17 protein-coding genes are annotated in these 23,240 nt (G+C 64.4%); 8 read left to right on the forward strand and 9 right to left on the reverse strand.

Annotation, left to right across the window (positions count from 1 at the left end; all coding sequences use genetic code 11):
- Positions 1-114 precede the first annotated feature (114 nt).
- The 3 genes from Q8P46_02960 to Q8P46_02970 all read right to left on the reverse strand — a co-directional run bounded on the left by Q8P46_02960 (position 115) and on the right by Q8P46_02970 (position 2,573).
- Positions 115-594, reverse strand: coding sequence for a hypothetical protein (locus tag Q8P46_02960; protein ID MDP2619129.1), 480 nt, complete (start codon positions 592-594; stop codon positions 115-117).
- Between the two features lie 63 nt (positions 595-657).
- Positions 658-1,764 (reverse strand): hypothetical protein, encoded by a 1,107-nt coding sequence (locus Q8P46_02965; GenBank protein MDP2619130.1) that lies wholly within the window; start codon positions 1,762-1,764, stop codon positions 658-660.
- Positions 1,764-2,573 (reverse strand): CsgG/HfaB family protein, encoded by an 810-nt coding sequence (locus Q8P46_02970; protein ID MDP2619131.1) that lies wholly within the window; start codon positions 2,571-2,573, stop codon positions 1,764-1,766. The genes Q8P46_02965 and Q8P46_02970 overlap by 1 nt, the downstream gene beginning before the upstream one ends.
- Before the next feature lie 474 nt (positions 2,574-3,047).
- On the opposite strand from Q8P46_02970, the gene Q8P46_02975 reads away from it, so the two are divergent.
- Both Q8P46_02975 and Q8P46_02980 read left to right on the forward strand, forming a co-directional pair.
- Positions 3,048-3,716: a LuxR C-terminal-related transcriptional regulator gene (locus tag Q8P46_02975; protein ID MDP2619132.1), complete on the forward strand. Its 669-nt coding sequence runs from the start codon at positions 3,048-3,050 to the stop codon at positions 3,714-3,716.
- A gap of 120 nt (positions 3,717-3,836) precedes the next feature.
- Entirely contained in the window at positions 3,837-4,343 is a 507-nt protein-coding gene (locus Q8P46_02980) for a hypothetical protein (GenBank protein MDP2619133.1), read from the forward strand.
- A 64-nt stretch (positions 4,344-4,407) separates the two neighbouring features.
- Here the strand turns inward: Q8P46_02980 and Q8P46_02985 are convergent, their stop codons facing one another.
- The 3 genes from Q8P46_02985 to Q8P46_02995 form a co-directional block, all read right to left on the reverse strand.
- On the reverse strand, positions 4,408-5,064 hold the full coding sequence (locus Q8P46_02985; GenBank protein MDP2619134.1) for a response regulator transcription factor: 657 nt from the start codon (positions 5,062-5,064) through the stop codon (positions 4,408-4,410).
- A 499-nt stretch (positions 5,065-5,563) separates the two neighbouring features.
- Positions 5,564-7,063 (reverse strand): glycerol-3-phosphate dehydrogenase, encoded by a 1,500-nt coding sequence (gene glpD, locus Q8P46_02990; GenBank protein MDP2619135.1) that lies wholly within the window; start codon positions 7,061-7,063, stop codon positions 5,564-5,566.
- Positions 7,064-7,103: 40 nt separating this feature from the next.
- The gene (locus Q8P46_02995; GenBank protein ID MDP2619136.1) at positions 7,104-8,135 is read right to left on the reverse strand and encodes a KpsF/GutQ family sugar-phosphate isomerase; all 1,032 of its coding nucleotides are present in this window, start codon (positions 8,133-8,135) and stop codon (positions 7,104-7,106) included.
- A gap of 254 nt (positions 8,136-8,389) precedes the next feature.
- Between Q8P46_02995 and Q8P46_03000 the strand changes: the two genes are divergently transcribed.
- Together Q8P46_03000 and Q8P46_03005 are read left to right on the forward strand one after the other, a co-directional pair.
- Entirely contained in the window at positions 8,390-9,562 is a 1,173-nt protein-coding gene (locus Q8P46_03000) for an outer membrane beta-barrel protein (protein ID MDP2619137.1), read from the forward strand.
- Positions 9,563-9,831: 269 nt separating this feature from the next.
- The gene (locus Q8P46_03005) at positions 9,832-11,067 is read left to right on the forward strand and encodes an SGNH family hydrolase (GenBank protein ID MDP2619138.1); all 1,236 of its coding nucleotides are present in this window, start codon (positions 9,832-9,834) and stop codon (positions 11,065-11,067) included.
- A 51-nt stretch (positions 11,068-11,118) separates the two neighbouring features.
- On the opposite strand, the gene Q8P46_03010 is transcribed toward Q8P46_03005, so the two are convergent.
- Positions 11,119-12,537 (reverse strand): glutamate synthase subunit beta, encoded by a 1,419-nt coding sequence (locus tag Q8P46_03010; protein MDP2619139.1) that lies wholly within the window; start codon positions 12,535-12,537, stop codon positions 11,119-11,121.
- 1 nt (position 12,538) lies between these two features.
- Entirely contained in the window at positions 12,539-17,341 is a 4,803-nt protein-coding gene (gene gltB, locus Q8P46_03015) for a glutamate synthase large subunit (protein MDP2619140.1), read from the reverse strand.
- Positions 17,342-17,788: 447 nt separating this feature from the next.
- Here gltB and Q8P46_03020 point away from each other — a divergent pair, with 447 nt between their 5' ends.
- Complete coding sequence (locus Q8P46_03020) at positions 17,789-19,762, forward strand: prolyl oligopeptidase family serine peptidase (GenBank protein MDP2619141.1); 1,974 nt, start codon at positions 17,789-17,791, stop codon at positions 19,760-19,762.
- Positions 19,759-20,817 carry a low specificity L-threonine aldolase gene (locus Q8P46_03025; protein ID MDP2619142.1) on the forward strand — a complete coding sequence of 353 codons (1,059 nt, stop codon included), beginning with the start codon at positions 19,759-19,761 and terminating at the stop codon, positions 20,815-20,817. Before Q8P46_03020 ends, Q8P46_03025 begins: the two co-directional genes overlap by 4 nt.
- Before the next feature lie 88 nt (positions 20,818-20,905).
- On the opposite strand, the gene Q8P46_03030 is transcribed toward Q8P46_03025, so the two are convergent.
- Positions 20,906-21,367, reverse strand: a complete 462-nt coding sequence (locus Q8P46_03030) for an Hsp20 family protein (GenBank protein MDP2619143.1) — start codon at positions 21,365-21,367, stop codon at positions 20,906-20,908.
- A 312-nt stretch (positions 21,368-21,679) separates the two neighbouring features.
- Here Q8P46_03030 and Q8P46_03035 point away from each other — a divergent pair, with 312 nt between their 5' ends.
- Both Q8P46_03035 and Q8P46_03040 read left to right on the forward strand, forming a co-directional pair.
- On the forward strand, positions 21,680-22,069 hold the full coding sequence (locus Q8P46_03035) for a hypothetical protein (GenBank protein ID MDP2619144.1): 390 nt from the start codon (positions 21,680-21,682) through the stop codon (positions 22,067-22,069).
- A gap of 179 nt (positions 22,070-22,248) precedes the next feature.
- Positions 22,249-23,214, forward strand: coding sequence for an alpha/beta hydrolase (locus tag Q8P46_03040; protein ID MDP2619145.1), 966 nt, complete (start codon positions 22,249-22,251; stop codon positions 23,212-23,214).
- The last annotated feature ends 26 nt before the right edge of the window (positions 23,215-23,240 follow it).

The raw sequence follows: 23,240 nt of genomic DNA on the forward strand, positions 1-23,240 counted from the left end.
CCCTTACTGGGGGAGGGAACAAGTCATTGATGCGCTGCGATCATTCCTCCCCCTGAAAGGGGGAGGCCAGGTGGGGGTCAAAGCTGCGGTGCTTCGATCTGAAGGGATTCTGCTCTAATGGTTGCTCATGCCTTCCAGGACATCGGAAAGGCTGGGCTCGTTGCCGCCGCCCCCCGTTGCCGCAGGGTCGCCCGACGGGAGGGTCGAAAAACTGGTGCCGCCCGTCGCCGTCTGCGACTGGGCCGACTGACCGCCGGCGCTGGTCTGCCCGAGGTTGATGCTCGCAGTGGCATTTTCCTCGAGAATGATGCAGGTGTAGTTCGCCGTCGCAGCCGCGGTGCCGCCGCTGCCGCCGCAGAAGCTGCCCTCGGCTCCGCTGCCGCCCGCGGCGCTGCTCGCCGAACTCGACGAGGAGCTGCTTTGCTTGCTTTCGATCAGGGCCGCGATGCTGGCGCGGCTCGCCCCCTGGCTGAAGCCCCAGGGGCTGTTGCCCATCAGCGCGCCTTGCGCGGCGGCGGGCGTGGGCGTCACGAGGCCGAGAACGCCGGCGCCCAAGAGCCCGGCGAGGACCGCTAACTTGCTGAGTGGCGTCATCTGGTTGCTCCTTTACGAAAATGGGGGGAGGCGGTTTCCCGCCTCCCCAAGGTGGGTGAGAAATTAATCCGGGAGGATCTCAGGCGGCGGCCCAACCCGGATGTTCAGGTTGTTGCCCACCGCCGTCGCCACGTTGGAGACGATCGGCTTGATCAGCAGGCCTTCTTCGCAAGCACCGCCGAAGCAGTTTTCGCCGAAGTTGGCATAGTTCTCGATCGTGATGTCGGTTGCCGACGCGGTCGCCGAAACGTCCGCGATGGCCACCTGCGTCAGGTCGGCGAGAAAGTACTGGTTCTCTTCATTATCCGACTCGACCGTGTAGGACGCATTGTTGCCGACCGCCGTCGCGGCGTTCTCCACATAGGCCTGCAAGATGCCCGACACGGTGGCCGTCGCCGAGATCTGGGCGGACCCGATGAAGCCGGTGGCCGCCCCGAGTATGGTCAGAGCCGCAATGTCGGTGTGGACATTGATGCCATCGAACTCGTCGTCGACCTCCGTGAGCAACACGGCCCCGATCAGGAAAGCCAACGCATTGGGATCTTCACCCGCGCCATCGACGGGAGTGATGTGTCCGCCCAGGATCTGCGCGTCGTGCAGTTCCATCGGCACATTGGCCCAGATCTGCTGGTTGTTGCCCACCGCCGTGGCGATGTTCACCACCTTCGGCAGGTCGAAGGCGTCGAGCACGCCATCTTCGCCCAGCGTACCAAAGACGCGGATGGACGGCGTGAGCTCATCAGCGCCTTCATCTACCGTGCCGCCCAAGATCTCCAGGCTCACCCCGTTCTGCTCGAACGGGCCGGCCGGGTCGATCGCGTCAGGATCAGCCGTGTCGTCGTAAGTGAGAACACCAAGCTCTCCCTCTTCGAAAACGAAGGTTTCGTCGAAGTCACCGCTGAAGCCACCCCCAGCCGGCGGAATGTTCTCGATGTCCGTCATGGTCGCCGTGGCGGTCACGTCGCCGAAGAACATCTGCAGCTTTTGCATCTCGACGAAACCGGTCGGCGACTGTTCCTTGGTGATGGTCACGTTGATGGTGATGAGTTCATCGACCCTCTTGAACCATTCCCAATCGACCACGTCAAAGGCCGAAGCCCCCGGCGCCGTTGCCCCCATCAGCGCAGCCGCGGCTGTCGCCGAGAGGAGCGCGTTTCTACATCTGTACATTATTTCGCTCCTTCTTCAGTATTGGGCTGCAGCTTCAGGTACGATGCCATGAACCTGTTCTCCACGAGGGCGCAGCCCTCCTCCTTCGGGAGACCAAGGAAATCCGTCATGATCTGGTAAACGGCCATTTCGGCGACGGATCGCACGCCAAGTTGCAGCGGCTCGTTGCGAACCGCACCGGCATCGAACTCGATGAGGGTGTTGCCAAAGAAGCGGAACACGTTGGCTTCAACCTCGTATCCGTAAATCTGTTTCTGCAGGCTGGAGACGTAGCGGATCTGGAAATTGCGCGCGTCGATCACGCGCAGGTCCATCGCCACGTTGATGACGACCGTGCGCATGCCGCCACCCGTGCCCTGGATGAAAAGCTGCGCGCCGCCCGACACGATGTTGTGGTTCAGCTCGGTCAGGGCGCCGACGAGGATGAAGTCGCTGGCCGGCAGCCGGCCATAGGCGCTCTCGGGGCGCGACAGCTTTTTCTGCTCGGCGAGCTTCACCTCGGCCAGCGGAATGCGCAGGTCGAGCCGCTCCACCAAGGATGCCTTGCGCGTCTTATAGAGCGCGCTGATGACCATCTCCGAGACCCCCTGGCTGAGCGCGCGGGAGTTGTTCTCGGGGTCGATCTGGCCGGTCTTGTCGGCGATCTCGCCGACCGAGAACACCGGCAGGCGCGCCGATTTGACGCCCATGCCGGCGAGCGACGCCAGGCACTGGCTGTAGGGCGTGTCGTTGTCGGTCACCGCATAGCTGTAGGCCGGCTTGACGCCCGGCGAATCGATGCTCGGAGGAATAGCCGCGCAGCCCGTCAATCCCACCATGCCCGCTGCTAGAAGGGCTTTATAAAGGGACTTATGCATTCGCCTGAAATCCCTGTTTGATTGTCACTTTCCCGCTTGGCAGCCCAAGCGGCGAATCACGGCAATTATAGGCGGGCACGAAGGAGTGTAATACGGAAATAAAGAGTAGTATAGATATCCATTATGTGTACCTGACTATTTAGTATTACGACCTTGTGACCAAGAACTATCATTTAGTATCAATAAAAATATAAGGGATTACCCTCAAATAGACTATGCCTCATTCATTTGATGCCCTTAAAAAACTCTTTTAGGTCAAATATGATGAGGCGATCTTGGTTCTGATTCGTCTTGCTGCTGGCCTACAGGTGGACGTACGCCGCACCGCGTGTGTCAGCGTTTTGTCGGGGCGGCGGCAGTCGACGAAGGACAAGGCGGCAGAAGATGAAAGACAAATAGAGCGAGCACATCGAGATGTTTCGCCGAATGGAAGATTTGCCGGATATCAACACCGTTGGCATCGCCATGGAGGACGCATCGCTGATCCACACCGTGGCGCGCATTCTGAGGATCATGGGCCGCTACGAGGTCGTTGTTTTCGACGACCGCGACGTGAGCCGCGGCTCTTGGCCGGATCTCGGCTACGCGGCGGTCGTCGCCAGCCCGCGGGCGTTTCAGAAACGGCGGACATTGAACGGTTTCGATCGGTCAAGGGATCCGGCAACGGCGCCGGTGATCCTGGCGGTTCAGCGCGAGTCGTTTTGCTGCCATCGCAGCAAACTGGCGGCCGCGGACGCATTCGTTCTGACCGACGAGACCTTGCTGAGGCTGCCGAGCCTGGTGCCGTTGAGCGCGCACGGGCTCAGCGTCATGCCGCGAATGAGCGTTGCCGAAAGCCGAAAGGGGTTGGATCCGCGCCTGTCCCGCCTGAACAGCCTTTCGAGCCGCGACCTGCAGGTCCTGGCCGAGCTGGGCCGAGGGCGCAGCAATCAGGTCATCGCGGACCAGCTGGGAATAAGCATTGCGATGACCAAGGTGCATGTGCGCCGCATCGTCGAAAAGCTCGGCTCGCGAAACCGGACCGACGCGGCGGTGTTTGCCGCGACACTGGAGTTTCCCAGGCCCACCGCCGATACCCAATTAGCCATCGACTAGACAAAAAGGAGGTAAGGATACCGCTTTCTATTGAAGATTAACCCATCTGAAAGCAGGATCACCAATGAATGCCGGCTGCGGCGACCCCGCCGCTTGCGGTAGCGTTTGGAGATTCGCGTCATGCACAGATGGACCAAGCTCCTCCTGGCCGGAGGGCTCGTGATTGCCGGCCTGCTTCCGACCGTTGCCGAGGCACAGATGGGAAGCAGGCCGTTTGCTTTCCGCAACTCGGAGGGCAGCGTCGGAATAAGCACCGCCGGCCGGCAGGCCATCATCGACAGGAAACTGTTCGGGCTGACGCCGGACGTGCTGCTGAGGGACCTCGATGGGAGCCTCTTGAGCGTGCGGCGCGGGCCGGGACATTCCGCCATCGTCACCGACGCCGCCGGAGCGATCCTGCCCGGCTATCGCGGGCGCGGCCTCGATGACGGTTCCGCATCGGGCGTCTTCAATGCCTATTTTCTCGGCAGCAGCGACGGGTCCTACCCGCAATATCTCGAGACCTCGGCAACGCGCGTCGCCATAGATAGCTGGACCAGCAGCGTCATCTACGGCCAGCCGACCAGCCTCGGCAATGGCTCCATCGATCAATGGACCACCATGGTTTATCTGATGAACGGCAACTGAGATCGCACGCAAAATGGTCAGACCGCCCGGGCCAAGCCGGGCGGTCTGAACTTTTTTAACGCCCCTATGCCGCCGAGCGGGGAGTTTCCGACCTGGCCTTGGCGGTCAGCGCTTCGGGCAGAATGGCCAGCCCGTTGTGAACCGCCCAGATCGCGACCTGGGTCCGGTTCGCCACGCCCAGCTTCTTCAAAATCGTCTTGACGTGCACCTTCACCGTCGCCTCGGTTATCAACAGCTCATTCGCGATAACCTTGTTGGGCAGGCCTTCGGTCAGGTGTCGAACGATCTCCAGCTCGCGTTCCGACAGGTGCCCGTCCGCGGGCAAACGGTGATTGGGACGAGGCATGGCCCAGTTCTTGCCGCAGAGCAGAACCGCAAGCCGGCTCGGAAACACTTTCTCGCCCAACATCACCAAAGCCAGCGATTCCAGCAGCGCTTCGGGCGAGATTTCCTCGAGAAGGTAACCGTCCACCCCGGCGGCGAAGCTCAATGCAAGCTGATCCGTCTCCATTGATTCGGCCAGGAGGACGACCCGGCGGCCGTGGGCGGACTGCTTCAGGATTGCAATATCGTCCTCGATCTCACGGATATCGTTCGGTTTGTCGATTAGGAAAAGTCCCTCATCCCATGACAAATCGTGCGATTCGCGAACCGTATCCTTCTCTTCGGCGACCTCGAAAGGCGTGTGCATAAACAGCCTTTTCAGACCGGCCTTGAACAAATTGCTTTGTCCTATGAGGCATGTACGTGTCCGCATGTTCCTCACCCCCACCCCTGTTTTTTGGACAATTCATTGCCTCGTACCCTGCACCTCGCCGCTGATTCTCATGCTATGCAAGGGCGCGTGCCTTGAAAAGGTCTTATTTTCAGTTCGTCCGCTAATGAACCCAATGTGTTGCAGAAGCGTGACAGTACTTAACAAGAGTTTGAGGATATCTAAATATCCTATTGATCCGTAAAGATAATGGCCCGTTGAGGCCCATTCGCGCGAGTGCTCTTCCGCGGTCCAACTAAGACTTCATGGGTAATACTTGATCGCTAAGAGCGCACCGGGCTCCGCGCGACCCGGCAGAATCGATGCGGGTGCGGCGGTCCAAGACGGCTGCGGCCCGAACAGAGCGCAAGGTTGATTCGGCGATGGGCGGCAAACGCAAGATGGGGAGGCCGATCGCCCCGGCTTGGACCTATCGCGGCCGAGCACGCGCCTCGAACGTCCGCCCTCACGGGCGGGCAAACCAGGCATCGACGGCGCGGCGCAGGGGCGGGTCGAGGGACAGGAACAGCCTGGTGCGCCGATAAAGAAAATCCTCGGCCGTGCGCGCATCCTCGCGCGAAACCGCGTGTTCGAGTTCGGCCACGGGAATGCAAGGCGCGACGCCCAGCGCCTTTCGCGGGTCGCCGCGGACCGTTTCGAAAAGCTCGGCTGCGACATCCCCATAGGTGGCAACCCAGCGCCTTGCGGTCGCCGGATGCAGGCTCGCCGGCGCCGAGCGCGCCAGATCCTCAAGCTCGGCCCGGCTCATCCGGCCGCCGACGAGGGGGCTGTTCCGGGTCCATGATCGTCCGCTCCGGCAGCCCATCCGCGCCAGCCGGCGCATGACCCTTTCCGCCGTCGACCGATGGGTCGTGAGCTTGCCGCCATAGATGGTCAGGAAGCCTCCGGCGCCTTGCCGTTGCGAGACGATCTTAACCTCGCGCGTGATCTTGCTGAGGTCCCGTCTGCCGTCATCGGCAAGGGCCCGGACGCCGGCGAACGACCACACGATATCGCCTAGCGCCGCCGCCCCTCCCGGACCGGCGAAAAAGCGGTTATAGACCTTAAGCAGGTAGTCGCGCTCCTCGTCCGAACAGCGCGCGCTGCCAGGATCTCCGGTCTGCGGCACGTCGGTGGTGCCGATCATCAGATGGCCGGGGTCGAGCCACGGGCTGATAAAGACGAAGCGGCCATCGACATTTTGCAGCGTGAAGGCATCCTCCTGGCGCGGCGAGGGCATGGGCAGCAGGATGTGGCTGCCGCGCACCAGGCAAAGCGGCCGCCGCGCCAGCGGAGTGGGGCACAGATCGATGACGCGGTTGACCCAGGGGCCGGCCGCATTGACCACGAAGCGGGCGTTCCAAATCCGAGTTCCGCCCGATTCCCCGAGTTCGACGGAATAGCCATCGGCACGCGGCTCGATCGACAGCACCTCGCGGCGGTTGGCGATGTCGGCGCCGCGGGCGCGGGCATCGAGAAGGGTGGCCAGGACAAGGCGCGCATCGTCGACCTGGCAGTCCGTGTAGTGCAGCACCGCGGTGAGGCCGTCGACGGTCAGGCGCGGCAAAACAGCGATCTCGCGTTGCGGCAGGCGACCGCTTCTCGCCAGGGATCGGCTGCCGCCGAGCATGTCATAGACGGCAAGGCCGAGCCGCATCAGCCACGCGGGATGGCGGGAATCGCGGTAGACCGGGACAAGAAAGCGCATGGGGCGCACGAGATGCGGCGCCAGACGCAGCATGATCGCGCGCTCGCGCAAGGACTCCCGCACGAGGCCGAAGTCGTATTGTTCGAGATAGCGCAGTCCGCCATGGATCATCTTGGAGGAGGCCGACGAAGTGGCGCAGGCATAGTCGCCGCGTTCGGCGAGCACTACCTTGAGGCCGCGTCCGGCGGCATCACGCGCCACGGCCGCGCCGTTGATGCCGCCGCCGATGATGAGAAGGTCGCAGGTCGGCGCCGTCACCGCGGGCACCTTCCACGGCGTCGGCTCGCTGCAAGAGCGATCAAGCGACGCCGGTCCTGAGGAAATCGTGCACGTGGACGACGCCGATCGGCCGCCCGTCTTTGACCACGAACAAGGCCGTGATCCGCGCGGCGTTGAGCAGCTCCAGCGCGGCGCCGACCTGCAGGTTCGGCGGCACGGTCTTCGGCCTGCGGGTCATGATCTCCTCGACCCGAAGGGCCGGCAGATCGGGCCGCATGTGCCGGCGCAAATCGCCGTCGGTGATCACGCCCAACAATCGGCCGTCGGCGCCGATAATGCCGAGGCAGCCGAGGCTCTTTTCCGTCATCGTGACCAGCGCCTCGGCCATCACCGTGCCCGGCGGGACCAGCGGCAGGCTGTCGCCGGTGTGCATGATGTCGGCGACGAGTTTGAGATTGGCACCGAGGCGGCCGCCCGGGTGTATGGCCATGAAGTCGCTGGCCGTGAAGCCGCGCATCTCGAGCAGGGCGACGGCGAGCGCGTCGCCGAGGGCAAGCTGTATCAGCGTCGAGGTGGTCGGAGCGAGGCCGTGCGGGCAAGCTTCCGCCGCCTTGGGCAGGTCCAGCACGATGTCCGCGGCCCGCGCCAGCGCGCTGTCCGAATTAGCGGTCATGGCGATCAGGCGGACGGCGAATCGTCGCGAATAGTCGATCAGATTCAACAATTCCGTGGTTTCGCCCGACCATGAGAGGACCAGCAGGATATCCTCCGCCTTGATCATGCCGAGATCGCCATGGCTGGCCTCGCTCGGATGGACGAAATAAGCCGGCGTTCCGGTCGAGGACAATGTCGCCGCGATCTTGCGGGCGACATGACCGCTCTTGCCCATGCCGGCGACGATCACGCGGCCGCTCGCCGCATGGATCACCGCGGCGACCTCGGCAAACTGCGCGCCGAGACCATCGCGCAGTTCCGCCTGCAGCGCAGCGAGGCCTTGTCCTTCCACCTCCAGAGTCCTGAGGGCCGACGACAGGGTCCCGTCACGCTCCGCCTCGCCGTCGGCGTCAACTGCCTCGACAAGCTTGATATCCGGGCTTTTTCGGGCTGACATCTCGGTTACGCCTTCAACTCCCGCAGCCGGGCCCCCGCATCGCGCAGGCGCTCCAATCGGTGGCGCCTTTTCTTCCCGCGCTCGGCACCTTGCGCCGTACCCTTTAGCGCGCCCCGCGCCGCTTGCAAGGTATACGCCTTATTAACCATGAAGCCCATAGCCTCCTCGGGCACGCCATCGGTGTGCCGCCGAACACCCGATAAGGCTTTTGTCGCGTCATGTCTGCGTTCCCGCTACGCCGCACGGGACATATCATGGCAGCCGCTGCGGCGGCCAGCATTCTTTCGGCACCGTTGACCGTAAGCGCCGAAGAGAGGTTTCCAGACGGAGCGGGCGAGCCGCTTGGCCTGCGCGGCGGGAGTTTCCTGTTCCTGCCCTCGATCGCGCTCAGGGGCGGCTACACCGACAATGTCGCCCGCGAAGCCGGCAGCGCGCGGGCCGGAAGCGTCATGGTCATCGCACCGGCGCTGACGGTGCGCTCCGACTGGACGCGCCACGCGCTGAGCGTCGATCTGAGGGGAAGCGATACCGCCTATGAGGGCGATTTCGATCAACTTGAGGGCTTCTTTGACGCGGTCGCTGCCGCCCGCCTCGACATTCACTCCCGCACCTCGCTTGCCCTGCACGCCGGTTACGGGCTCACTGCCAATGACGGCAGCATCGATCACGACGTCTCGGTCGGGGCCGAATTAACACATAGATTCAATCGTCTGGCCGTGTCTCTGAAAGCCGGCGCCAAGCGCCTCGACTTCGCCGAGGACCGGGGCGGCGCGACGTCGACAGTGGACACCAACGTGTCCGATCATTCCGAATATGGCGGCGGCCTGCGCGCGAGCTACGATCTGTCTTCCCTGACGTCGCTGTTCGCCGAGGCCGACATCAACCGCCGCGACCACCGCCAACTCATCGATGCAAACGGATTTCGGCGTGGATCGGAGGGATATGGCGGGGCAGTGGGCGTCAAGATGTCAAACCGCTCGAAGCTGAGCGGCGAGCTGAGCGCCGGCTACCGGGTGCAGATGCCCGCCGACCCGACCTTGGCGCGCATTGAGGGCGTGACCCTCGATGCCGGGCTCGATTGGCAGGCGAGCGCCTTGACCCGGCTGTCGCTGGAAGCTGGAACGAAGTTCGGCGAGACGACGCTCGCCGGTTCTGCCGGCTATGTCGGCCGCAGCGCCGGATTCGAAATCGAGCACTTGTTCGGCCGTAAGATCGCTTTGAATGCGGAGCTGATCCATAGGCGCAACAATTTCGTCGGCGTCGATCTCGTCGAGCAAACCTATGAGGTCGGCGTCGGGCTGGCCTATTTGCTCAGCCGACATATGATTCTGACGGCCGATGCCCGGCATCTGCGCTTCGTCAGTACGAACGCCGGTCAGGATTATGCCGCCAATACCGTGATGCTCGGCGTCAAGGTGCAGCGATAACCGGGTGCCGTTTGGCTGCCGTTTGTTGGACCTTATGGCGAACCGGCCCAGCGCCGACGAATGAGCCCGTCGCCACCCGCAGCCTTCTGCGTAGGCGCGCCGCTTGCCGTCGGCGAACGGCGCCGATTGCAGCGGCTGCCTGCAAGCCATGGCTATGCCGTGGGCGCAATCGATGGCATCATTGGCAGCAGTCCCCGCGCGGAACCGCGGAGCGCCGGAAGCCGTTCTGTTGTCGGGCCGCGGGTGACGATTTGCGAGGCACAAGGAAGATGTCGGGAAGACGGCGTTTCATCGGATTCATCGCAGGATTGCTGGCGATGGCGGGCGTCGAAACGGGCGAATGGACGCTCTCCGCCTTCGCCCAGCCCGCATTTGCGCAGCCTCCCGTCACCAAGCCTGTTACTGCACCGGACCTATTGCGCAAGGCGCAGAGCCGGGGGCCGCTTAATTTCTTCGACTTTCTTTTCGGACCCCCGCGTGAGCGCCGCCCGCGCACAAACCTCCGTCGGCCGGAAAGCCGCATACCGCGGCGGGATTCCTCCACCATTGAGCGGCTCGCCGTGTCCAAGGACCCCAATGCGCAGCGGGTCTATGTCTTCGGCGATGCTTTCGCCGCCGGTCTGGCCACCGGTCTCACCGTCACGTTCGCGGAAACGCCGACGATCGAGGTTTTCGGGCGGTCAAAGCCCAATTCGGGGCTCGTGCGCGACGATTATTACGATTGGAGCGCCGCACTGGCGGAGGTTCTGGCGAGCGAGAAGGTCGACCTGGCGGTGGTCATGATCGGCTCCAACGACCGTCAAGCGATGCGCATGGAGGACGGATCATCGGAACCGGCACGGAGCGAAAAATGGGAGCAGGCCTATATTTCCCGCGTTGACGCCCTGTTGCGCCAATTCTCCGACAAGGGCGTTCCGGTCTACTGGGTCGGGTTGCCGATCGTGCGCCCGCAGGGTTACGTCCAGGACATGGCGTATCTGAACGAGGTGTTTCTGGCCCGGGTCCAGCGCGCCGGCGGCCAATTCATCGACACCTGGGAGCGGTTTGCCGACGAGGAAGGGCGCTATAGCGCGGTGGGACCGGACGTCAATGGCAAGATCCGCACGCTGAGAGCGGACAATGGCATCCACATGACCGGCACCGGGAACATGAAGTTGGCCTTCTTCGTGGAGCAAGTTCTCAGCGCCGACCTGCAGGCCGGCGGATTGGCGGGGCTCACCAATCTCGGCCCCGGGGCGGGTCCCGGGGGCCTGCGCGGGCCGGTCGAGGTCGAGCTGTCGCTGACCGGCCCGCAGACGCTGCCGGAGAACGCGGCGCTTGCCGGCGCCGCGCCGCGGAGAGAAGAGGGCGAGCGCGAAATCGACGTGGAAAATCCGCGCGCGGATTATAAGCTGCTCATCGTCGGCGAAAGCCCGCAACCGCAGACCGGGCGCGCCGATGATTTCAGTTGGCCGCGCGGGAGCTCCAAAGAGAGGCCGAGCGAGCCCGAGGAACAGACGCCCTAGGGCCCCGGGCTCCAGCGCATTTACAGCCTAAGCGAAGCCGCTGAAACCGCTCTAGCGCGGCAGCAGTGTCTCACCCATCAGATAGGCGTCGACCGCATGCGCCGTCTGCCGGCCCTCGCGGATCGCCCAGACCACCAGCGACTGGCCGCGGCGCATGTCGCCACAGGCGAAGACCTTGTCGATGCTCGACTTGTAGGCGAGCGTGTCGGCCTCGACATTGCCGCGCCTGTCGAGGCTGACGCCGAGCTCTTCGAGCATCCCTTCATGCACCGGGTGAACGAAGCCCATCGCCAGCAGGACCAGATCCGCCTTCAGCGTGAACTCGGTGCCGGGGATCGGCTTCATCTTGTCGTCGATGCGCACGCCGTGAAGCGTCGTGACCTTGCCGCCATCGCCGGTCAGCTTGGTGGTCATCACCGACCAGTCGCGCGCCGCGCCCTCCGCCTGGCTCGACGAGGTCCTGAGCTTCATCGGCCAGTCCGGCCAGGTCAGCAGCTTGTCCTCTTTCTCGGGCGGCTGCGGCAAAATCTCCAACTGCGTCACCGATAGCGCACCCTGGCGGAAAGCGGTGCCGATGCAGTCCGACCCGGTGTCGCCACCGCCGATCACGATGACGTGCTTGCTCTTGGCGAGGATCGGCTCGGCGTCGGGGTCGGGCTCGCCGGAACCCCGGCGGTTCTGCTGCGGCAGATAGTCCATGGCGAAATGAACGCCGTTGAGCTCGCGGCCCTCGACGGGGAGGTCGCGCGGCTTCTCCGCGCCGCCGGCGAGGACCACCGCGTCATAGTCGTCGACGAGCTTGCGCGCCGGCAGCGTGACGCCGACAAGGACGCCGGTGTGGAAGACGACGCCTTCCGCCTTCATCTGTTCGAGGCGGCGGTCGATATGGCGCTTCTCCATTTTGAAGTCGGGAATACCGTACCGCAAAAGCCCGCCGGGTTTGGCGTTCTTCTCGAAAACGTGCACCTCGTGGCCGACGCGGGCGAGCTGCTGGGCGCAGGCAAGGCCGGCCGGGCCGGAGCCGACGATGGCGATGCGTTTGCCGGTCTTCTCTTCAGGGGGTTCGGGCGCGACCCAGCCTTCCTCCCAGCCGCGGTCGATGATGGCGCATTCGATCGTCTTGATGGTGACCGGTTCCTCGATCAGGTTGAGCGTGCAGGCTTCCTCGCATGGCGCCGGGCAGATGCGGCCGGTGAATTCAGGAAAATTGTTGGTGGAGTGCAGGTTGCGCAGCGCCTCGCGCCAGTCTTCGTGATAGATGAGATCGTTCCAGTCTGGGATTTGGTTGTTCACCGGACATCCGGTTTGACAGTAGGGAATGCCGCATTCCATGCAGCGCGCCGCCTGGTTGCGGGTGGCCGTCTCGCTGAGCGGGATGACGAATTCGCGGAAATGGCGGACCCGGTCGGCGGCCGGCGTGTAGCCGCGCTCCTGGCGATCGATCTCGAGAAAGCCGGTAACCTTGCCCATACTACTCGCCCGCCACCGCGAGGGCCTCTCCGGTCACCTCCTGGGCCTGAAGCTCGAGCAGGGCGCGGCGATATTCGACCGGCATGACCTTGACGAATTTCGGCAGATAAGCCTGCCAGTCACCGAGGATCGCCTTGGCGCGCGCGGAGCCGGTGTAGCGCAGATGATTGGTGATCAACTGGTGCAGGCGCTCCTCGTCGAAACGGGTCATGTCGGCGGAAACGTCCACGCGCCCGTGGCCCTCGAGGTCGCCGCGCTGATGCAGCCGCCGCTCCATCAGATCTTCTTCTTGCTCGACCGGCTCGAGCTCGACCATCGCCAGATTGCAGCGGCGGGCAAAATCGCCGACTTCGTCAAGAACATAGGCGATGCCGCCCGACATGCCGGCGGCGAAATTGCGCCCGGTCACGCCGAGGACGACGACCACCCCCCCGGTCATATATTCGCAGCAATGATCGCCGGCGCCCTCGATCACCGCGATGGCGCCTGAGTTGCGTACCGCGAAGCGTTCGCCGGCGACCCCGCGGAAATAGCATTCACCCGATATGGCGCCGTAAAGCACCGTGTTGCCGACGACTATACTTTCCTCCGGGACGATGCTCGATTTCGCCGGCGGATAGACGATCAGCCGGCCGCCGGACAAGCCCTTGCCGGTGTAGTCGTTGGTGTCGCCCTCGAGCTCCAGTGTAACCCCGTGGGCGACCCAGGCGCCGAAGCTCTGTCCAGCGGTGCCGGTGAACTTGATCCAGATCGTGTCCTCCGGCAGCCCGGCATGGCCGTAGCGCCTGGCGATCTCGCCCGAGAGCATGGTGCCTACGGTGCGGTTCGTGTTGCGGATTGTGGTTTCGATTCGCACCGGGGTCTTGTCTTCCAGCGCCGGTCGGGCCTCGGCGATGAGCTTGCGGTCGAGCACGTCGTTGATCTGATGGGTCTGCGGCTCGCACTTGTATATGGCAACGCCCGGCGCGGCTTCCGGCTTGCGGAATAGGCGGGAGAAATCAAGCCCACGCGCCTTCCAATGGTCGACGACGCGGCGCTTGTCGAGCATCTGCATCTGGCCGATCATCTCATTGAAGGTACGAAAGCCCATCTTGGCCATAAGCTCGCGCGCTTCCTCGGCGACGAAGAAGAAATAGTTGATGACGTGCTCGGGCAGGCCGACGAAGCGCTTGCGCAGAATCGGGTCCTGGGTGGCGATGCCGACCGGGCAGGTGTTGAGGTGGCACTTGCGCATCATGATGCAGCCGGCGGCGATCAGCGGCGCGGTGGCGAAGCCGAACTCGTCGGCGCCGAGCAGCGCGGCGACGATCACGTCGCGCCCGGTGCGCAGCCCGCCATCGACCTGGACCGATATGCGACCGCGCAGGCGGTTGACGACCAGGGTCTGGTGGGTCTCGGCAAGACCGATCTCCCACGGGCTGCCGGCGTGCTTGATCGAGGTCAAAGGGCTCGCCCCGGTGCCGCCCTCGAAGCCCGAGATGGTGACATGGTCGGCGCGCGCCTTAGCAACGCCGGCAGCCACCGTGCCGACGCCGACCTCGGAGACCAGCTTGACTGAAATGTCGGCGGCCGGGTTGGCGTTCTTCAGGTCGAAGATGAGCTGCGCCAGATCCTCAATCGAATAGATGTCATGGTGTGGCGGCGGCGAGATCAGGCCAACGCCCGGCGTCGAGTGGCGCACCTTGGCGATGATCGCGTCGACCTTGTGGCCGGGGAGCTGGCCGCCCTCGCCGGGCTTGGCGCCCTGCGCCATCTTGATCTGCATCATGTCGGAATTGACCAGATATTCGGTGGTCACGCCGAAGCGGCCGGAGGCGACCTGCTTGACGGCCGAGCGCATCGAATCGCCGTTCGGCAACGGCTTGAAGCGATCCGGCTCCTCGCCGCCCTCGCCGGTGTTCGACTTGCCGCCGAGCCGGTTCATGGCGATCGCCAGCGTCGTGTGCGCCTCGCGGCTGATCGCGCCGAAGGACATGGCGCCGGTCGAGAAGCGTTTGACGATCTTGGCCGCCGGCTCGACCTCCTCGATTGCGACCGGCTTGCGGCCGGCATCCCCCGCCGAGTGCAGATCGAACAGACCGCGGATGGTGAACAGCCGTTCGTCCTGCTCGTTGATCTGGCGGGCGAAGGCGCGATAGCTCTCATGATTGTTCGAGCGCACCGCATGCTGCAGGTCGCGCACCACCTCGGGGCGCCAGGCGTGGGTCTCGCCGCGGGTGCGGAAGGCGTATTCGCCGCCGACGTCGAGCGCCGCACGCAGCACCGGGTCGCGGCTGAAGGCGGCGGCGTGGCGACGCACCGTCTCCTCGGCGATCTCGTCGAGGCCAACACCCTCGATCATGCTGGCGGTACCGAAGAAGAACTCGTCGACGAATTCGGAGTTGAGGCCGACCGCGTCGAAGATCTGCGCGCCGCAATAGGACTGGTAGGTCGAGATGCCCATCTTGGACATGACCTTGAGGATGCCCTTGTCGACGCTCTTGATGTAGCGCTTGAGGAGCTCTTCGTCGCTCAGGTCGTCGTCGAGCTTTTCCTTCATGTGGTAAAGCGTCTCAAAGGCGAGATAGGCATTGATCGCCTCGGCGCCGTAACCGGCAAGGACGCAGAAATGGTGCACCTCGCGCGCCTCGCCGGTCTCAACGACCAGCCCGACCGAGGTCCGGAGGCCGGCGCGGATCAGATGGTTGTGGACCGCCGCGGTGGCGAGCAGGGCAGGGATCGGGATCCGCTGCGGGCCGACCAGCCGGTCAGAGAGCACAATGATGTTGAAGCCATCGCGCACGGCCTTTTCAGCCACCGCGCGCAGATCGTCGAGCGCCGGCCGCATGCCGGCCGCGCCATGCTCGCACGTATAGGTGATGTCGAGGGTCTCGGTGCGGAACTGGTTGTCGGCAACCTCGCCAATGAGCCTGATCTTTTCCAGATCCTCGTTGGTGAGGATCGGCTGGCGCACCTCCAAGCGTTTCACGCGCGACAGTCCCTGCGTATCGAACAGATTCGGCCGCGGCCCGATGAACGAGACCAGGCTCATGACCGATTCCTCGCGGATCGAGTCGATCGGCGGGTTGGTGACCTGGGCGAAGTTCTGCTTGAAATAGGTATAGAGCAGCTTCGGCTTGTCGGAGAGCGCCGAGATCGGCGTGTCCGTCCCCATGGAGCCGACCGCCTCCTGGCCGGTCGTCGCCATCGGCGCCATCAGCAGGCGCAGATCCTCCACCGTGTAGCCAAAGGCCTGCTGGCGGTCGAGCAACGGCACGTTGGTACGCGGCGCGACGCCGGTCACTTCGGGCATGTCCTCGAGCACGATCTGGGTACGGTTGAGCCACTTTCGATAAGGGTGCTTCGTCGAGAGGCTCGCCTTGATCTCGTCGTCGGAGATAATGCGGCCTTCCTCCAAGTCGATCAGCAGCATCTTGCCCGGCTGCAGGCGCCACTTGCGGACGATCTTCTCTTCGGGGATATCGAGGACGCCGGTCTCGGAGGCCATGATCACATGGTCGTCGTTGGTGACGATATAGCGCGCCGGGCGCAGCCCGTTGCGGTCGAGCGTGGCGCCGATCTGGCGCCCGTCGGTGAAGGCCACCGCGGCCGGGCCGTCCCATGGCTCCATCAGGGCTGCGTGATATTCGTAGAAGGCGCGCCGGTCCTCATCCATCAGCGGGTTGCCAGCCCAGGCCTCGGGAATCAGCATCATCACCGCCTGGGCAAGCGAATAGCCGCCGCGAAGCAGGAACTCGAGCGCATTGTCGAAACAGGCGGTGTCCGACTGGCCCTCATAGGAGACCGGCCAGATTTTCTCCAGCTCATCGCCGAACAGCTCGGAGCGCAGGGTCGCCTGGCGCGCGAGCATCCAGTTGAAGTTGCCGCGAAGCGTGTTGATCTCGCCATTATGGGCGACCATGCGATAGGGATGCGCCAGGGGCCAGCTCGGGAAGGTATTGGTCGAGAAGCGCTGATGCACCAGGGCGAGCGCCGATTCAAAGCGCGGATCGTGCAGGTCGGGATAGTAGGCGCCGAGCTGGTGCGACAGGAACATGCCCTTGTACGTGACAATGCGGCAGGACATGGAGACGACGTAAAAGCCCTGCGTGGCCGGGTCGGCCCAGGAGAACACCGCGTTCGAAATCCGTTTGCGGATGATGTAGAGGCGGCGCTCGAATTCCTCCTCGTCAGCGATCTCGGGGTTGCGCCCGATGAAGGCTTGGCGATGCGCCGGCTCGCACGCCTTGACCATATCGCCGAGGCAGGAATTGTCGTTTGGCACCTCGCGCCAGCCGATGAGCGTCTGACCCTCCTCGGCGACGATGCGGTTGACCATCTCGACGATGCGCGTCCTTGCTTGTTCGTCGTGCGGCATGAAAAACTGGGCAAGGCCCCAATGACCCGGCGCGGGCAGCGCCAAGCCGAGGCGTTCGGCCTCCGCGGCGAAGAACGCTTGCGGGATTTGCACCAGAATGCCGGCGCCGTCGCCGGCGCTCGGGTCGGCGCCGACGGCGCCGCGGTGGGTCAGATTGACCAGGATCTTCAGACCGCTGTTGATGATGTCGTGCGACTTGACGGCCTTGAGGTTGACAATGAAGCCGACGCCGCAAGCATCATGCTCGCGGGCAGGATCGTAAAGACCCTGGGGCCCGGGCCCGCCATGAAGCGGCCATGGCAAACGGGCAAGCCGCGGGTCCACGCGTGCGCGACCGCGTTCCTGCCCAACCATGCTTCTCCCAATCCTCTTCACTTCTTGCCTCCGCATCCGCGTTCGTCTCCCCCCGACACCCCGCAAGATGGTTCCCGGCCGCCTCCCGGACAGCGCCGCTTCCGCCGAGCAGGTCCCGGCCCGCGTCCACCCATGTCGGAAGTTTGGCCCAAGAAGACCAGCTTGGGGAAGCGCGATCCGGGTCTAGGTCCGCGCTTTTGACGCGGAGCGACCGGACCGCACCGGCCGTCTAGGCAAGACGGGGTTTCGCGCCACCCCATATGTGCGACCGGTCATTGTCCTCAGCCTATCCAGCAAAAGGGACAGCCATACTGTCCTTTCTTGGTAAACATGCCAGAAAACACGCATGCACACAAGATGCAGGCAAGCTTGCACGATATTGCGCCCCGCCGCAACGGCAACGAACGCTTCTGTTGCAATCAAGGCCGGCAACGAAACAAAGTTGCAAAATCGCCCATATTTCCTGCCGCTTGAGGGCGTTGCGCAGCGGCTTAAAGGGGTCCTCGCTATGGCGCGTCGAATGTGCCAAGAGATGAGCCAATGGACACCAATCCCAGGACCCCAGGCGGAACGGGCTTTGCGCGCATCTGGTCGTCACCGATCTCCGCGGCGCTGGCGGCCGAAGCGAGCCTGCGTTTCGGCGCCGTGGCGGCAGGTGGCCATGGACCCGTCTGGATCGAGGAACGGCCGGCCGAGCAGGGACGCGGCGTCGTCGTGCGCCTCGGCCACGACGGAATGGCGCACGATATGCTGCCTCACGGCTATTCGGCGCGCTCGCGCGTTCATGAATATGGCGGCGGGGCGCTGTTCGTCGACGGCAACAGCGTCTTCTTCGTTAACCACGCCGATCAGGACATTTACGCCATCGAGGGCGATGGGACACCGTCACGGCTGACGCGTGCCGGCGACACGCGCTTTGCGGACATGGACCGCGACCGGGCACATGGGCGTCTGCTGGCGGTGGCCGAAATCGCCGCGCCGGATCGCCATCCGAAGAATATCATCGCCACGATCGGCCTTGACGGGGCAGAGCGCGGCGAAGTTGCTTCCCTTATCGAAGGCGCCGATTTTTATGCGTTTCCGCGGGTCAGCGCGGACGGCCGTCGGCTTGCCTGGCTGGAATGGAACCTGCCGGCGATGCCGTGGGAGGCGGCGATATTGAAATGTGCCGAGATCGGCGACGACGGCCGGCCGCGCCCGAGCATCACCGTTGCCGGCGGACCGGGGGGCGCCGCCTTCCAGCCGGAATGGGGCGCCGATGGTTCGCTTTTTTTCGTGGTCGAGAAAGGCGAATGGAGCGGCCTGCACCTGTGGCGGGAGGGCGTCATACGGCCGGTCTTCACGCCGGAAGCCGAGCTCCTGCGCCCGCTCTGGGCGCTCGGCCAGCGGAGCTATGCGCTGCTCGGCGACGGGCGCATCGCGGCAGCCGCTTTGTGCAACGGCGAGCAGAAGCTTTGGCTCGTCGACCCGGGCAGCGGCAGCAAACGACGCCTCGAACTGCCGCACCGGGCCATCGACCATCTCGCCGGGGCGGCGGACGGCACGCTCTATGCCGTAGCCTCCGACGACGACCAGGTGCCGGCGGTGGCGGAGATGGTCGTCGGTCGAGACGCACCGGCCTGGCGCACGCTCGCCCGGCCCGGCGCGATGGGGCTTGCGAAGGAGTTTCTTTCAGTCGGCAAGACACTGCGCCTGAGCGCCGCCGACGGGCGCACGGTCCCCGCGGTTTATTATCCGCCGCGTAATCCCGGTCATCTTGAGGCCAATGCCGCCCTGCCGCCGATGCTGGTCATGGCTCATGGCGGGCCGACGGGGGCTGCGACGCGGGGCCTGCAGATCAAGGTGCAATTCTGGACCAGCCGCGGCTTTGCGGTCCTCGACGTCGATTATCGCGGCAGCGTCGGCTATGGCCGCGCCCATCGCCAAGCGCTCCAGGGGGCGTGGGGAGAGATGGACGCCGAAGACATGGTCGTTGCCGCCGAAGCTGCCATTGAGCACGGCCTTGCCGACCCGGAGCGGCTCATCGCCACCGGGCGCAGCGCCGGCGGGTTCACCGCGCTTTGCGCGCTCATCCGCAGCAATATCTTCCGCGCGGCCAGCATCCACTTCGGCGTTGCTGACCTCGCCACCCTCCTTGCGACCACCCACAAATTCGAGGCCGGCTATCTTTACGGTCTGACCGGGACCACGCCCGGCGCGACGGAGCCGGTGTTTGAAGCCCGCTCGCCGCTCGCCCAGGCAGCCCGCATCTCGGCCCCCGTGCTGCTGCTGCAGGGGCTCGATGATCCCGCCGTGCCGGCGCGGCAGGCGCGCGACATCGCTGCAAGCCTGCGGGGGCGCGGTGTTCCCGTGGCGCATCTGGAATTTGCCGGCGAGGGGCACGGCTTCCGCCGCGCGGAGACGATCCGCACGGCGTTTCTCGCCGAACTTGCATTCTTCTCTCGGGTCTTGGGGCTTCCTGCCGGCGAGCCGCTGCCCGACCTTCACATCTGGAACTGGGACAAGCAGCCATGAACTTCGCCAGCGACAATGCCTATGGGGTGTCGCAGCCGATCATCGATGCGCTTCAGCGCGCCAATGTCGGCGCGGTCATCGCCTATGGCGCTGACGATCTCAGCGCCCGTGTGGAGGAGGCTTTTTGCGCGCTGTTCGAACGGCAGGTAAAGGTGTTTCAATTGGTCACCGGCACGGCCGCCAACGCGCTTTCCATCGCTGTCCATTCGCCGCCCTACGGCGCGGTGCTGTGTCACCAGGAAAGCCACATCATGGTCGACGAATGCGGAGCGCCGGAATTCTTCTCCGGCGGCGTCAAGCTGGTCGGTCTCGGGGGAGCCGCCGGCAAGCTGACGCCGGAAACCGTCGCCGAGGCGCTCGCCGGCTTCACCCGCGGCAACCAGCATCAGGTGCAGCCGGCGGTGCTCAGCCTGACTCAGGCGACGGAGGCGGGGACCGTCTATTCGGTCAAGGAGGTCGCCACGCTCGCGAAACTGGCCCACCGCAACGGGCTTGCGGTGCATATGGACGGGGCGCGGTTTGCCAACGCGGTTGTCGGCCTCAACGTCACGCCGGCGGAGCTGAGCTGGCGCGCCGGCGTCGATGTATTGTCCTTCGGCGCCACCAAGAACGGCGCCATGGCGGCCGAAGCGGTGGTCCTGTTCGCTCCCGATCAGGCCGATGCGCTGATGTACCGGCGCAAACGCGCCGGCCACCTGATTTCGAAAAGCCGCTTTGTCGCCGCCCAATTGCTGGCTTATCTGGAGGATGACCACTGGCGCGATCTGGCGCGCCGGGCCAATGGTCTGGCCCGCCGGCTCGCCGACGGGATCGAGAGGTCGGGTGCGGCGCGGCTCGCCTTCCCGGTCGAGGCGAACGAGGTCTTTGCCATTCTGCCGCGCGACCTCGACGCGAAGCTGCGCCAGGCCGGCGCCGTCTATTACAAGTGGCCGGCGAAGGGACCCAGCGGCAAGAACGCGATCGGTCCGGCCGAGGTCCTGGTCCGCTTCGTTGCCTCCTTCGCCACGCCCGAGAAGGATGTCGAGGGGTTGATCGCCCTGATCGACGCTTCGTGACGGCGACCGGAAACGGCGACGGCGCGCCCGCCGATGGCTGACGCGCCGCCGCTCTTGTTGAGGGTCAGGTTCGCGCTTTGGGGCGCGGTCAGGCCGCCTTGCCGATGGCCTTCTTGCCGCCACTGGTGCCGATAGCGATGGTCCGCGGCTTCATGGTCTCGGGCAGCTCACGCTTCAGGTCGACATGCAGCAAGCCGTTTTCCAGGCTCGCGCCGACGACCTCGACGTGATCGGCGAGCTGGAAGCGGCGCTCGAAACCACGGGCGGCAATACCCTGATGCAGGACTTCGCCGCGCTCGGAGGTCTCTTCCTCACGCTTCTCGCCGTGAATGGTCAAGGTGTTTTCCTTGACCTCGATGTTCAGGTCCTGCTCGCGGAACCCGGCAACCGCCATGGTGATGCGATAGGCGTTCTCGTCGAAGCGCTCAATATTGTAGGGCGGGTAGGATGGAGCCGAAACCTCGTTGAAGCCGACCGAATCGAGCAACGAGAACAGGCGGTCGAAGCCGACGGTGGAACGATAAAGCGGGCTGAGATCGAATTGACGCATTGTCAGGTCCTCCTTAGAAGCGACATGTCTTGGCCCGCCGACGAGGGCCGGGCCGATCAATGCGCACACCCGTTCTCCGGCGTGTGCGCCATTGATGTAGGAACGGGGCTTTGCGTCGTCAAGTCCACGTAACCCATTAAAATCATTCAGCAAAAAGTTTAAGCCTGTCGCCTTACGATGCCACCGCTGCGCCTGAATGGCAAATGAACGCGCCGTTCCGGTCCGGTTCAGCCGGTAGGTGTCATGGTCGTGCGCAGTCGGGATGGCCCCGTTATGGGGCTTGAGCCCGGAGACAAGCAAAGGAGACGAGCCATGACCTTCAAGACAACAATCATCGCCGCCGGCGCCCTGGTTGCGGCAAGTGCCGCCGCGGTTCCTGCGGCCCAGGCAGGGCGGGTGGATTTCAGCTTCCGTGTTGCCACGCCGCACGCCAGCATCCACTTCAACCCCGGCTATCGCGGCCCCTCTTGGCATCGCCAAACGCTGTCGCCGCCCGAGGTCCGCCGTGTGCTGCGGAAACGCGGCTACCGCCAGATCCGCTTCCTCGACAGGCGCGCTCCGGTCTATGTCGTGCGCGCGGTCGCCTATAACCGCCGCGCCTACACGGTCAAGGTGAGCGCTTATAATGGCCAGATCATCGCCCAGCAAGCTGTCGACGGCCGCCGCCATTTCGGCGGACAGCGTGGCGGCGGGCGTTACTAGAACTTGTCCAGACGCGCAGTCCCTGCGACGAACCGCATCGACGGCGCCACGGCGCCGTCGACCGCATCTTGTCCGATGCCGCGGAGCGGATTGATTTGAGCTGACGGTGCGGGCTGATATAAGGCGATGCCCCGGCTTGACAGGGAACCACTCCAGGCACCCAACCGCTGCACGACTTCATGGATCTGATTGCGACAACGGACAATCCGATTCCCGAGGGTGCCGACACGGGCTTTTTCGCCGGGGTGGGGAACCTGCCGATCCGCTATGCGACCTGGCGTCCCAGGGGCCTGCAGCTCAAAGGCACGGTCTGCCTTTTCAATGGCCGCGGCGAGTGCATCGAAGAATATTTCGAGACGATTTCCGATTTGCTGAAGCGCAAATTCGCCGTCGCCACCATGGATTGGCGCGGCCAGGGCGGCTCCGGGCGGATGCTCGCCAATTCGCGCAAAGGATTCGTCGACAGTTTTGAGGATTACGACGCCGACATGGCGACCTTCATGCACCAGACCGTGCTGCCCGACTGCCCGGCGCCGTATTTCGGTTTCGGTCATTCCACCGGCGCGCACATTCTGCTGCGCGCGGCGCGCACGCGCTCGGCATGGTTCGAACGTATGGTTCTGGTTTCGCCGCTGATCGAGCTGGGTCCCCGCTTGCTGGCGCAATCGGTCCTGTGCCCGCTCGCCGAGGTGCTAACCTTCGTGGGGTTCGGCGCGGCGTATGTTCCAGGCGGCGGCGATTCGCCGTTGGAAAGCACACCGCTGCGCAAGAGCCTGTTGACCACGGATCCGGTCCGTCACGCCCGCAATGCCAAGATCGTGGAAGAGGCGCCGCAACTGGCGCTCGGCAGCCCGACCATCCAATGGGTTTTCGCCGCCTGCCGTTCGATGGCCGAGCTTGCCCGGCCGGAATTTCCGAGCACAATCAATATCCCGCTCATCATCTTCGCCGGCAGCGGCGACAGGGTCGTCTCGATCCGCGCCATGGAGCGCCTAGCGCAACAGCTCAGGACCGGATCATTGTTGTTGATCAACGGCGCGCGGCACGAGATTCTGATGGAGCGCAATCCGATCCGCAACGAGTTCTGGGCCGCTTTCGACGCCTTCATACCGGGCACGCCGGTGTTTGCGCACGCGCGCGGCTAGGGATCCACCAATCTCGATCGGAAAGG

Source organism: Hyphomicrobiales bacterium (assembly GCA_030688605.1).
GTDB lineage: Bacteria > Pseudomonadota > Alphaproteobacteria > Rhizobiales > NORP267 > JAUYJB01.

Coding starts and splice junctions, on each gene's coding strand:
- Q8P46_03035 (MDP2619144.1), top strand. CDS start 21,680: ATGACCTTCAAGACAACAATCATCGCCGCCGGCGCCCTGGTTGCGGCA.
- Q8P46_02965 (MDP2619130.1), bottom strand. CDS start 1,764: ATGTACAGATGTAGAAACGCGCTCCTCTCGGCGACAGCCGCGGCTGCG.
- Q8P46_03020 (MDP2619141.1), top strand. CDS start 17,789: ATGGACACCAATCCCAGGACCCCAGGCGGAACGGGCTTTGCGCGCATC.
- Q8P46_03005 (MDP2619138.1), top strand. CDS start 9,832: ATGTCGGGAAGACGGCGTTTCATCGGATTCATCGCAGGATTGCTGGCG.
- Q8P46_03025 (MDP2619142.1), top strand. CDS start 19,759: ATGAACTTCGCCAGCGACAATGCCTATGGGGTGTCGCAGCCGATCATC.
- Q8P46_02960 (MDP2619129.1), bottom strand. CDS start 594: ATGACGCCACTCAGCAAGTTAGCGGTCCTCGCCGGGCTCTTGGGCGCC.
- Q8P46_02995 (MDP2619136.1), bottom strand. CDS start 8,135: ATGTCAGCCCGAAAAAGCCCGGATATCAAGCTTGTCGAGGCAGTTGAC.
- Q8P46_03030 (MDP2619143.1), bottom strand. CDS start 21,367: ATGCGTCAATTCGATCTCAGCCCGCTTTATCGTTCCACCGTCGGCTTC.
- Q8P46_03040 (MDP2619145.1), top strand. CDS start 22,249: ATGGATCTGATTGCGACAACGGACAATCCGATTCCCGAGGGTGCCGAC.
- Q8P46_02975 (MDP2619132.1), top strand. CDS start 3,048: ATGGAAGATTTGCCGGATATCAACACCGTTGGCATCGCCATGGAGGAC.
- Q8P46_03010 (MDP2619139.1), bottom strand. CDS start 12,537: ATGGGCAAGGTTACCGGCTTTCTCGAGATCGATCGCCAGGAGCGCGGC.
- Q8P46_03000 (MDP2619137.1), top strand. CDS start 8,390: ATGGCAGCCGCTGCGGCGGCCAGCATTCTTTCGGCACCGTTGACCGTA.
- Q8P46_02980 (MDP2619133.1), top strand. CDS start 3,837: ATGCACAGATGGACCAAGCTCCTCCTGGCCGGAGGGCTCGTGATTGCC.